This window comes from Moorena sp. SIO3H5, assembly GCF_010692395.1.
In the GTDB taxonomy this organism is placed as follows: Bacteria; Cyanobacteriota; Cyanobacteriia; order Cyanobacteriales; family Coleofasciculaceae; genus Moorena.
In genome coordinates, this window is record NZ_JAAHHS010000274.1 from 1 (window position 1) to 10,558 (window position 10,558).

The 10,558-nt window shown below is 44.8% G+C and carries 8 protein-coding genes; 3 read left to right on the forward strand and 5 right to left on the reverse strand.

The window, feature by feature from the left end:
• Window positions 1-138: 138 nt before the first annotated feature.
• From F6K52_RS24750 to F6K52_RS24760, 3 genes are all read right to left on the reverse strand, one after another.
• Window positions 139-1,746, reverse strand: a complete 1,608-nt coding sequence (locus tag F6K52_RS24750; RefSeq protein WP_293084257.1) for a DUF2079 domain-containing protein — start codon at window positions 1,744-1,746, stop codon at window positions 139-141.
• Between the two features lie 106 nt (window positions 1,747-1,852).
• Window positions 1,853-3,415 (reverse strand): ATP-binding protein, encoded by a 1,563-nt coding sequence (locus F6K52_RS24755; protein WP_293084262.1) that lies wholly within the window; start codon window positions 3,413-3,415, stop codon window positions 1,853-1,855.
• Window positions 3,415-5,010 carry a histidine kinase dimerization/phosphoacceptor domain -containing protein gene (locus F6K52_RS24760; protein WP_293084267.1) on the reverse strand — a complete coding sequence of 532 codons (1,596 nt, stop codon included), beginning with the start codon at window positions 5,008-5,010 and terminating at the stop codon, window positions 3,415-3,417. Before F6K52_RS24760 ends, F6K52_RS24755 begins: the two co-directional genes overlap by 1 nt.
• A gap of 89 nt (window positions 5,011-5,099) precedes the next feature.
• On the opposite strand from F6K52_RS24760, the gene dxs reads away from it, so the two are divergent.
• From dxs to F6K52_RS24775, 3 genes are all read left to right on the forward strand, one after another.
• Window positions 5,100-7,007: a 1-deoxy-D-xylulose-5-phosphate synthase gene (gene dxs / locus F6K52_RS24765; RefSeq protein ID WP_293084281.1), complete on the forward strand. Its 1,908-nt coding sequence runs from the start codon at window positions 5,100-5,102 to the stop codon at window positions 7,005-7,007.
• A 114-nt stretch (window positions 7,008-7,121) separates the two neighbouring features.
• Complete coding sequence (gene mtnA / locus F6K52_RS24770; RefSeq protein WP_293084270.1) at window positions 7,122-8,183, forward strand: S-methyl-5-thioribose-1-phosphate isomerase; 1,062 nt, start codon at window positions 7,122-7,124, stop codon at window positions 8,181-8,183.
• Between the two features lie 248 nt (window positions 8,184-8,431).
• Entirely contained in the window at window positions 8,432-9,049 is a 618-nt protein-coding gene (locus F6K52_RS24775) for a L,D-transpeptidase (protein ID WP_293084273.1), read from the forward strand.
• A gap of 54 nt (window positions 9,050-9,103) precedes the next feature.
• Here F6K52_RS24775 and F6K52_RS24780 read toward each other — a convergent pair whose 3' ends face one another.
• Window positions 9,104-9,844: a phycocyanobilin:ferredoxin oxidoreductase gene (locus tag F6K52_RS24780; protein ID WP_293084276.1), complete on the reverse strand. Its 741-nt coding sequence runs from the start codon at window positions 9,842-9,844 to the stop codon at window positions 9,104-9,106.
• Window positions 9,845-10,147: 303 nt separating this feature from the next.
• On the reverse strand, window positions 10,148-10,306 hold the full coding sequence (locus F6K52_RS24785; protein ID WP_293084278.1) for a hypothetical protein: 159 nt from the start codon (window positions 10,304-10,306) through the stop codon (window positions 10,148-10,150).
• Between the last annotated feature and the right edge of the window lie 252 nt (window positions 10,307-10,558).

Consider the following 10,558-nt stretch of genomic DNA (forward strand, 5'->3'; position numbering starts at 1 on the left):
TCTTTCTTTATTATCAAGATAAATTGCGAAGTTTGGAAACCTAGTCTATAGGGAAGCTGGGATGAAAAACAAACCAATGGCAAATTTATTCCTAAGTATTCAGCCATTGGCTGATAGCTGATAGCTGATAGCTGATAGCTAAGCTAACTGTTGCCTAAAGCTTAGCCATGCTGCCATAGCTTCTGGATTAGATGCTACGCCTTTTTGCATCAAAATCACACCATCTTTAAAACCAATGATGCCATACTCGTTAGTCTTGGTGACTCGGTCAATCATGTTAACTAAAGAGCGCAACCGCTGACCATCATGCTTAAAGGCAATTTGATAGCGTTGTAAGCGCCATAAATCTGCGATCGCATAATCCACCTTGACGACCTCGCCATTATCATTGCGCAACTGTAAGTCAGCTAAGCGGATGACTTCCCGACGTCCTGACAGATGAGGCACTAGATAGGTAGTAGCTGAGACACTAGCATTTGCAGGAATCTGAGCCAGTAATGACCGGATCGACCCCACACGAGACCACTGTTGGGTTAAGGGCACATAGACGAAGGGTTGGTAGGAATCGGGAAGGAGGAAATAAAAGGTTCGATTTGGGCTAGAGGTAATGGTCAACACTACCGCAAGGGTTAGACAAAAAATCCAAAAGCGCCGAAACTTAGACCTAGCCGAGATCACAGCTTGACTAAATTGGGGATGAGCTGACCACCAAAGTATCGCGCCATAAAATAGCCCAGGTACTACGGTCATCGCATAGCGGATATTAATCGCAAGCACGGATTGACCTTTACCCAACAGGAGTTTTAGCAAAGGAAATGCTGCAATAGACCAAGAAGCGGGAGCAATAGCTGGTATAAATGCTAACGGTAACCATTGACCTAATAAATACTGAATAGTGCCAAAAAAGGGAGTAAACAGTTCTACTAGTAAACGCCAGGGATTGGTCAGCATACCCTTAAGAATTTCCAGAGTAGACGCCTCATCCCCATCAGCGTACTGACCAAAACGCTCGATCATGAACCGTTGAGAAATATCTTCCGAAAATATAGGCATAATTAGATTGGTCAAGACAAGTATGTAACCAAAACTGAGGGTACAAACTGCCAGACCAATGCGAGGGTAGCGCCGACTGACTATTAAATAGAATCCCACACCAAACAAACCTATCCCGGAATCTTCCCGCACAGCTAAAATCAAAATTGCCAGCAACCAAAACAGCCACCACCAGCGTTTTTCCATAGCTAGCAGTAGCCCAAATACAAATAGCGGAATTTGGCAGATGTCATGGAAATTGGCTAAGGTCGGACCAAGAATAGCATTAGCACAGTAAAAGCTAACCGTAATCATTGCTGCTAACATCGGTTGCAGATACTGTCTGGCCAGGATATACAAAACTAGACCAGCAGCTGTTACCAAGGTTACCTGCAAAACCGTTAGGGTAGCGGGAAATGGAAACAAAGCATATAACGGTAACCAAAGTAATAGCGCTGGAGTAAAATGTTGCCCTAATCGGTGGTAATAGACATTTGGAACTTCCCCATTATGAACTACATTAGTAGACAGCTGGGATGAAAGAGTACTCTGAAAGAAGCGACCGTGACTGCCATTCCAGAAGACTTGATTAAAAATTCCTTGATCGTAAGACGAATAAAAAGTATAATGTCGATGTAGAGTAAAAATTAAGGTGAATAAAAAAAATGCGATCGCCGCAGTAATAGCAAGTTTTAACCCTGGTTTTTTTGTCATTTGTCCTTTGTCATTTGTCCTTGGTATTAAGCTCCAGAAATTTTAGCTTTTTTAAAACTACTCTTGTTTTAAACACACCCGAACTAAATCCCTACAAAGGTAATTGCTAATTGCTACTACTCCCGAGCCATTGCCAATTAGCACTTCTGAGGTCTGAGGTCTGACATCTAGCTTCCCCATTAATTACTATGGGAATTTTAATCGTAAATGTTGTCCCAACGCCCAATTGGCTAGTCAGTTCAATCTCTCCATGATGCTGTTCCACACAGCGTTTCACAATCGATAGTCCCAGACCAGTACCTTGAATCGTTCCCACATTTTTGGCTCTATAAAAAGACTCAAAAATTTTCTTTTGGTCGGCTTCAGCAATACCAATTCCTTTATCTTGGATGCGGAACACAACCAACTGCTGTTTAAGATCACAGGTTAGGTGAAGGGTCACGATTTGATCAGAAGGAGAATACTTCAGAGCATTGGTAAGCAGATTAGTTATAATGTAATGTATAAGTCTATCATCCATACAAACTTCTGTATGGATCCCGTCAGAGGTAAAAACAATCCGCTTGCAGCTGGCTTCATCTAGGCATAGTTCTGCAATTAAATCCTGGCAGAATTGCTCCAAGTTCATCGGAGTTGGAATAAAATCTAGCCGACCTACTTCAGATTGACCGATTAGCAACACCTCTTCCATTAACTCAGTCATCCGCTCTACCGAAATAGTAATTCGTTTTAGATAACGCTGCTTTTGCTCCTGAGTGGCTAAATTACCATAGCGCTTAAGTAACTCAGCAGCAGTTAGGATCACACTCAGGGGATTACGGAATTCGTGGCAAACGGTGGAAACGAACTGGGAGCGGAAATCTTGTATTTCTTGCTCTTTTGCCAACACCTCCTCATACATTTCTGTTTGAGGTTCCTCGCTGATATCCCAAAATGCCAGCACTACTCCACTCACGTTTCCCAGTTGGTCTTTTAGGGGTGAGGCACTATTACCAACAGGAATTCGACCACCGTCCTTTGCGATCAAAGCGTTATGCTCACCCAGATAGACGGCTTGTCCAGTCTTGATCACTTTATCTAGGGGATACTTAACTAGATTCCCGGTCAGATCATTCACAATTGGGAACACTGAGGTCACATCTCGCCCCCATACCTCGGATTGTTTCCAGCCAGTCAAAGCTTCAGCGGAAGCATTCATAAAAGTAATGGTACCTTGGGTCGTGGTAGCAATAACCGCATCATCGATTGAGTTTAAAATGGATGCCAACTGAGCTTGACTGCTCTGCAACGACTGCTCCATCTGGTATTGCTGGAGAGCCATCTCAATAGCAACCCGCAAATCTCTCTCGTTAAACGGTTTGGTCACATAGCCAAAGGGTTGGGTAACCTTAGCCCGTTGCAAGGTATCTTCATCTGCATAGGCAGTCAAATAGACGATAGGAATATGTAAATGTTCACGGATTTGCCTAGCAGCAGTAATACCATCCATCTTGCCTTTGAGGAAAATGTCCATCAGCACTAAGTCAGGCTTAGTTTGAGCGGCTTTGGTAATGGCTTGAGAGCCAGATGAAGCAGTAGCGGATACCATATACCCCAATTGCTTAAGCTGGCTAGCAATTGTCTTAGCAACAATAACTTCGTCTTCTACAACTAACACCCTGGTAACCACTATTGTTGTCCTATTGCTTCTAGAATTGTTGCTGTTGAGAATACTATTCTGAAAGCTGTGCCCTCGCTATGGTCGAGAAACATACTCCCATCTAATTGCTCTATTGCCAGGTCATAAACTAACGATAATCCTAAAGACTGGGTATTACGCCAATCTAACTCTTCTGGTAACCCAACCCCATTATCTCGGACAATCAATGCAACGTCATCCTCCCCGCTACGGTGCAATTGAATATGAATCTCACCAGAGCGTCCATTGGGAAACCCGTACTTCAGGGAATTCGATACCAGTTCATTGATGATTAGACCGCAAGGGATGGCCTGATCCAGACTGAGGGGAATGGGTTCAATAGTGGTGTGCAACTGAATCCTATCGGTAGTTACTTGATAAGCTACCAGTAAGTTCACCGCTAGGTTCTGGATATAATCGACTACATCCAGATTGCCTATCACTGACGCACCATAAAGTTTCTTGTGAATTAGAGCCATGGCTTCAAGGCGATGGCGAGCTTCTGAAAGGTGCAGTCGGGTTTGGGGTTCATCTACTGTCACAGATTGCAAGTGTAGCAAGCCAGAAACAATTTGTAAGTTGTTTTTGACCCGATGGTGAATTTCTTTGAGCAGCACCTCTTTCTCAACTAGGGTAGCTTTGAGGTTTTCCTCAACCTGTTTGAGCTGTGTGATGTCGATGGCTATGTTATAGATCCGAATTGGAGTGTTATTAGCATCTGTTAGAAGGTGAGCGCGATGGCGAATCCAACTCACAGCTCCATCCGGTCGCAAAATTCTGTAGTCAATATCTTTGGCACCAGTTGACAGCAGGGTTTGGTGTGCCAGTTGATAGGTTTCGAGGTCCTCTGGGTGAACCACTGATTCCCACAGGCGTAAGTTTCCGAAGAACTCAGTGATACTGCGACCATAGACTTTTTCGGTAGCACTGTTAAGATAAAGCAGTTTTTGAATGGAAGGATCAAAAGACCATACCACTGCTTCTAGGAAAGCCAGAATACTCTCAAGGCGTTCTTGACTCAACTGCCAGGCATGTTCATTTTCCCCCAATTGCTCCTCAAATTGCTGATTTACAGCAACTTCCTGCTGCCATCGCTGATTAGCTGCCACTAATTCCCCTTCTTTTTGAGTCAACTTTTGCTGCAAGTCTTCGACGTTAGTCACGATAGCAGAGAGGATTGCTGCCATGGTGTGGGGGGTCACCACACGTACTACTTGACCTTGCTCATCCACTAGAGGTAGGTGACGAATCTGGTGTTGACGTAATCGGGACTCGACCAAGAAAATGTCCGGTGTCGGTATGATGGGCAAGGTAATTAACTCTTGAGTCATCACATCAGCAATGGAAACAGCTGAGTTTACCATTCCAGCTGCTGCTACTTTGACCACATCCCGTTCTGTAAAAATACCTAGCAATTGCTGCTGCTGTAGCACCAGCACATAGCTGCTTCGAGCTTGATTCATCGTAGCGATCGCTTCCGTTACTGGAATATCGGGAGCAATGGTTAAAGGCTGCTGGTCGCAAGGAAAATTTACAATATAAAATTGACCATTAATGCCATTTTTCAGGTAGTCTTTAGCTTCCATATAACCCTCTAAGCGCCAAATTATTGGATACTTTTAGGAAGTCGAAAGACAAAAATCAACAAAATCCAGTAGCAATTCAAAGAGACGGTATGTATCTCAGTGAAATTACTCATCCAAATCAGTTGCACGGTCTATCGATTCGTCAACTAGAGGAAATTGCCCGTCAAATTCGCGAGAAACATCTCCAAACCATAGCTACTAGTGGTGGTCACTTAGGTCCAGGCTTGGGAGTGGTAGAATTAACCCTAGCTCTGTATCAAACACTTGACCTTGACTATGATAAGGTAGTATGGGACGTTGGACACCAAGCTTATCCCCACAAAATGCTAACGGGGCGCTATAATCGATTCCATACCCTACGGCAGAAAGATGGTATTGCTGGTTATCTAAAGCGCTGCGAGAATAAGTTTGATCACTTTGGAGCCGGTCATGCCTCCACCAGTATTTCTTCTGCTTTGGGTATGGCGATAGCCCGAGACCGCAAAGGGCAAAACTTCAAAGTAGCAGCAGTTATTGGTGATGGTGCTCTGACCGGTGGCATGGCATTGGAAGCCATCAATCATGCAGGACATCTACCCCATACTAAACTACTGGTGGTTCTCAATGACAATGAGATGTCCATCTCCCCCAATGTCGGGGCTATTCCCCGTTACCTAAACAAAGTGCGGCTTTCTGAGCCGATGCAGTTTCTTACTGACAATTTAGAGGAACAGTTCAAAAATCTCCCCTTTGTCGGTGAGTCTTTATCCCCAGACTTGCAACGGGTCAAGGAAGGGATGAAGCGTTTAGCCGTACCTAAGGTCGGAGCAGTATTTGAAGAACTTGGCTTTACTTACATCGGACCGGTAGATGGTCACAATCTAGAGGAGTTAATTTCCACCTTTACCAACGCCCACAAGCTAGATGGACCAGTGCTGGTGCATGTGGCAACTACGAAAGGCAAGGGGTATGCGATCGCAGAAGCGGACAAAGTGGGCTACCATGCCCAAAGTCCCTTCAACCTAGCTACGGGTAAAGCGCTTCCAGCTAAAAAACCCAAACCCCCCGGCTATTCCAAAGTTTTTGCCCACACCCTGGTCACACTAGCTCAAAATAATCCTAAAATCATTGGCATCACGGCAGCTATGGCTACCGGGACAGGGTTGAATAAATTGCAAGAAAAACTCCCTGACCAATACATTGATGTGGGGATTGCGGAACAACACGCCGTCACCCTAGCGGCTGGCCTAGCCTGTGAAGGAATGCGACCAGTTGCAGCTATTTACTCCACCTTCTTACAACGGGCTTACGACCAAATCATTCACGACGTTTGTATCCAAAACCTACCCGTATTTTTCTGCCTCGACCGTGCGGGAATTGTTGGTGCTGATGGCCCTACTCACCAAGGGATGTATGATATCGCTTATTTGCGATGCATTCCTAATATGGTAATTATGGCTCCCAAAGACGAAGCTGAACTGCAACGTATGGTAGTTACAGGAGTCAACCACACCGATGGTCCGATTGCCATGCGCTATCCTCGGGGTAGTGGCTATGGCGTTCCTCTGATGGAAGATGGTTGGGAAGCCCTACCCATTGGTAAAGCAGAACTTTTGCGTAATGGTGACGACCTGTTAATGCTAGGGTACGGCAGTATGGTTTACACCGCCATGCAAACCGCTGAAATTCTTAGCGAGCATGGTATTGAAACAACGGTTATTAATGCTCGTTTTGTCAAGCCCCTAGATAAAGAATTAATCTTCCCCTTGGCTCAGAAAATTGGTCGTGTAGTTACCCTAGAAGAAGGGTGCTTAATCGGTGGCTTTGGTTCAGCGGTGGCAGAAGCACTGATGGATAATGATATATTAGTTCCCCTCAAGCGCTTTGGTGTACCGGATAAATTAGTGGATCATGCCAAGCCCGATGAATCAAAAGCTGATTTGGGGCTGACTGGCTCTCAAATTGCTGAACAGATCAGGGAAGCGTTCTTTACTAGACAGCCATCTGCTGTTAGTTAGTCCATCTATGTTAACAGTTAACGGTTAACTGTTAACTGTTAACATAACCGTCAACTGTTAACAAAATAGCAAATAACAATTAACAAATAACAATTAACAATATACCGAACTTAGATGAATTCATCCATATACCAAGTGTATCCCGTTATTTGGGAAAACGACCGAGTTTTCCTTATTGACCAAAACCGCTTACCCGGCCAATATTCAATTGTAGAAATCAGCCGCTGTGAAGATATGGTTGAGGCGATTAAAACTATGATTGTTCGGGGAGCGCCAGCGATTGGAATCGCAGCGGCTTATGGCATTTACCTTGGCGCAAGAGAGATTAAAACTAAAGAACGCAAGGCTTTCCTCGAACAGCTTGAAGTTGTAGCCCAGCAGTTGCGGCAAACTCGTCCTACAGCGGTTAATTTGTTTTGGGCAATCATGCGGATGCTTAAAAATGCTTATGAAACGATCGGGACAGTAGAAGAGATTAAAGCTTCCTTACTTGAAACAGCTAAACAAATTCAGCTGGAGGATTTACAAACCTGTCAAGCCATAGGCGATCGCGGATTAGAGGTATTACCGAAAACCCCCGACAAACTGTGTCTTCTGACCCATTGTAATGCAGGAGCGTTGGCAACAGCTGGGTATGGTACTTCCTTGGGAGTGGTGCGTTCGGCGTGGCGGGATGGGCGATTAGCCAGATTATATGCTGGCGAAACCCGCCCCCGCTTGCAAGGTGCTAGGTTAACCACCTGGGAATGCGTCCAAGAAGGTATTCCCGTTACTTTAATTACCGATAGCATGGCCGCCCATTGTATGAAACAAGGGCTAATTGATGCGGTTGTACTGGGAGCTGATCGAATTGCTGCCAATGGGGATACGGCTAACAAAATTGGTACCTATAGTTTAGCCCTGATTGCTCAAGCTCATCAGATACCCTTCTTTGTGGCTGCTCCGATCTCAACCATTGATTTTCAGCTATCTACAGGCGAAGAGATTCCCATTGAAGAACGTCACCCCTCAGAAATTTATCAGATTGGGGAAACAGTGATTTGTCCCCCTAAAGTGGAATTTTATAACCCAGCTTTTGATGTGACTCCGGCGGAGTTAATTACTGCCATTATTACTGAAAAAGGTGCACTTTCCCCCAGTAAGCTGTCACAACTTAACATTAAGCAGTCAGTGTGACATCTATCTTGCTTTTAAATAATAGGGAGTAGGGAGTAGGGAGTGGGGAGTGGGGAGTCGGATAAAGTCCGATAGCTATGTCTGTTTAGATTATGTCTGTTTAGATTATGTCTGTTTAGATCATGTCTGTTGAGAACAAAGCCCTGCAGCTGTATAACAGTCAACCGTTAACCGTCAGTGGTCAATAGTGAACAAAACATGATCAAGTAGAATATGCACATAAAATATAGACTAGCTAAGAGGAAATCGTGAACGGAAAACTTTCCACCCAACGCTTAATTGTGTGCGGCTTAAGTGTAGCTATCCCGTTATTCTACGCAGAGGTAGCCACCGCCGCCGCTGATATAACCAATACTAGTGTCAGTAACTGGAAAGAAATTCGGTATGAAAGCTTTCTGCCAAGGCTTGAAACACCACAATTGTCCCCTCTCGAAGAAGTCAATCACTATCTGCGGCAAGAGGAAAATTACTTTAATAATACCCCTCGTTTAGTGATTAAACTAAATGAGCGTCGTCTTTATGTTTATCGAGGAGATAAACTCGAAGCCAGTTATCCAGTTGCCATCGGTCAGCCTGGTTGGGAAACCCCTACAGGAAATTTCCAAGTGACACAGATGGTTCAAAATCCAGTTTGGCAGCATCCTATCACTGGTGAAGTTGTTGATCCAGGACCAGAAAACCCTCTTGGTCCAAGGTGGATGGCATTTTGGAGTGATGGAACACACTACATCGGGTTTCATGGTACCAATGATGAGGAACTGGTGGGACAAGCAGTGTCTCACGGTTGTGTCCGGATGCGTAATGATGATGTCAAAGCTTTGTATAACAGAGTGGCTTTGGGAACATCTGTAACAGTACAGGAATAGTTATTGTTAACAACTCCCCGGGCGTGAGCAATCCTCGCGCCGGGGATTTAAGTATTAAGATCCTGGCAAGTCAAATAACACCGAAGTCATATAGTTCTCTGCCCATTCAACACCAAACGCTTTTTCAAGCACCCGCCGGGTTTTGTCATTCTGCCGCTGCTTGCTGCAATAATAGTGTTGACTAGCAATAATTTCTGCTTGCTTTTCTCTAGAGACCGGTAGGGCATTAGCAGCATGGGCACAGTGAATCTGTAATAAATCATCCACCCATGTTAAGAACTGTGCTTCTTCTTCTGGACCATTGGGACGCACAAAAATGCAAAATTCTGAAAAAATGTCTGCCCAAGGTGGTAAGTCACGGGGCTGTTTAAACTCAGGTTTTGGTAGGGTCTCTAAAGAACAGTGATAGGCTTCGGGTAAGGTACGTTTAGGATGGAGTGGAGACAGGTCTGCGATCGCAGCACTAATTTGTCCTCTAGCTGCCACCACATCACAGCCAAACATGGGCAGAGCATAGTCTGGACGAGGAAACATTACACAGTGTAAAATGTCCAACATCTCACCTATTTTTGCCAATTCCAGGTGCATTTTCCGAAACTGAGGTGTCTGATAGCAACTGTTTTCGATAGTCAGTTTCTCTCCCTCAAGCCGTCCTTGTACGTAGCCTAACTCGGCTGGTAAATGATAAGGAGAAAGGTCGAAGTAGCGCCGCCAGTTCGACTCAATACAGTCCGCCAGCTTAGCGCACAGAGGGTTTTGTTGGGTTCTTAGGGATGGCGTGGAAGTGGTTGACATTCCTTAACACTTAAAGGCTATGGGTAACATTGAGGCAACAGGCTTGCAGACCAAAGGGTTGGATGGGTTCTCCCCCCATTATCCCCTTTAACAACAGGGGTAGGCAAAAGATAAAAGCCATGGAAGACTTGAAGTATCAACCATTGCATTGATTGTAACCATTGCTAATGGTATATTTTTATACTTTATCTTTCCTCCTTCATCCTTCCACCTCTATCTTCTCACCTTATCGGTGACCATCAATTGGAGCAAGACATCCTAAGCATGGACTTCGGATAAGCTTAGGATATCAGCTTGCCATGGTCAATCCTGTAACGCTACACAAAACTTTGTTACTCCTGGGATTGGACTGCTGGGATTTTGTTTGCGATCGCTTTTAGCGATCGCATGGAATTCCTTCCTTGTACCCTGGACTAGCCATGCATTGCTGAATCTTTGGATGAATAGGAGTGGGGTGGGCATCCTGCCCGCCAGAAAATGACTACATTGAGTGGGCGACCGAGATTGAGCTAGGTTGATTGTGCGCCTGCTAAAACCATAAAGTAGATTTGTTAGAGAATTTTTTTGCTTGGCAGTGAAGTAGGATGGGCTAAGTGCTATTTAAGCATTCAGCTCTCAGCTCTCAGCTCTCAACTCTCAGCTAATGCGCTACTAGATCGGTGCTTTTGAATAAAACAGGTAAGCATTGGTTTAATCTCTGTTACGTCAGCTGAC